Annotated in this window: 1 protein-coding gene; it reads right to left on the reverse strand. The window is 57.2% G+C overall.

Going from position 1 to position 1122, the window contains the following annotated elements:
- Positions 1–127: 127 nt before the first annotated feature.
- Entirely contained in the window at positions 128–1108 is a 981-nt protein-coding gene (locus ACF8MI_RS23860; protein ID WP_061203968.1) for an IS5 family transposase, read from the reverse strand.
- Between the last annotated feature and the right edge of the window lie 14 nt (positions 1109–1122).

The following is a 1122-nucleotide window of genomic DNA, read 5'->3' on the forward strand; positions in this document are numbered from 1 at the left end:
TATGTTTTTGGCTGACTTCGGCCACCACCGATTTTGAAAGTGACAAGTCGATCAAAAATGCTCAGATCGCTAACTCATTTCTGTCTTTTTAGCCGCTGCGAACACCTCGCGGCGGCTATTCCCCACATTACAGGCGCACCTCTCCTGCATTGCTCAGTAAATGCCGACGGGCCATCCATAGATTCGACAGCGCAAACAGTGTCACCAACTGTGCCGTATTCTTGGCCAGGCCACGGAAGCGAGTTTTCACATAGCCGAATTGACGTTTGATCACCCGGAACGGGTGCTCAACCTTCGCTCTGACTTGAGCCTTGGCTTTTTCGATCTTGCGCTTGGCTTTGTACAGAACGCTACGCTTGCCCAGTTTCTGGTAGGTGCTGCGCCGGGCGGCAATCTGCCAAATGACCTGGCGACCTTCATGCTCGGGGCGTTTCTCCACTCCGGTATAACCAGCATCGGCACAGACCACATTTTCGTCGCCGTGCAGCAGCTTATCGACCTGAGTGACATCGGCCACGTTGGCTGCCGTGCCTACCATGCTATGCACCAGGCCCGACTCATCATCCACCCCGATATGGGCCTTCATGCCGAAGTACCATTGATTACCTTTCTTGGCCTGGTGCATTTCCGGGTCGCGCTTACCGTCCTGGTTCTTGGTCGAACTCGGCGCGTGGATCAGTGTGGCATCGACGATGGTGCCCTGGCGCAGCGACAGGCCGCGATCGCCCAAGTAGCCGTTGATCACGGCCAGAATCCCAGCCGCCAGTTCATGCTTTTCCAGCAGGCGGCGGAAGTTGAGGATGGTGGTTTCGTCGGGGATGCGCTCTAGGCTCAGCCCAGAAAACTGGCGCAGGATGTTGGTTTCGTAAAGCGCTTCCTCCATAGCCGGGTCGCTGTAGCCGAACCAGTTCTGCATCAGGTGCACGCGCAGCATCGCCATCAACGGATACGCCGGACGGCCACCTTCGCCCTTCGGGTAGTGCGGCTCGATCAGAGTAATCAGTCCCTGCCACGGCACCACCTGATCCATCTCGATCAGGAACAACTCCTTGCGGGTCTGCTTACGCTTGCCGGCGTACTCGGCGTCGGCGAAGGTCATCTGCTTCATCGGGAAACTCAGGC

Source organism: Pseudomonas sp. yb_9, assembly GCF_043103635.1.
Taxonomy (GTDB): domain Bacteria; phylum Pseudomonadota; class Gammaproteobacteria; order Pseudomonadales; family Pseudomonadaceae; genus Aquipseudomonas; species Aquipseudomonas monteilii.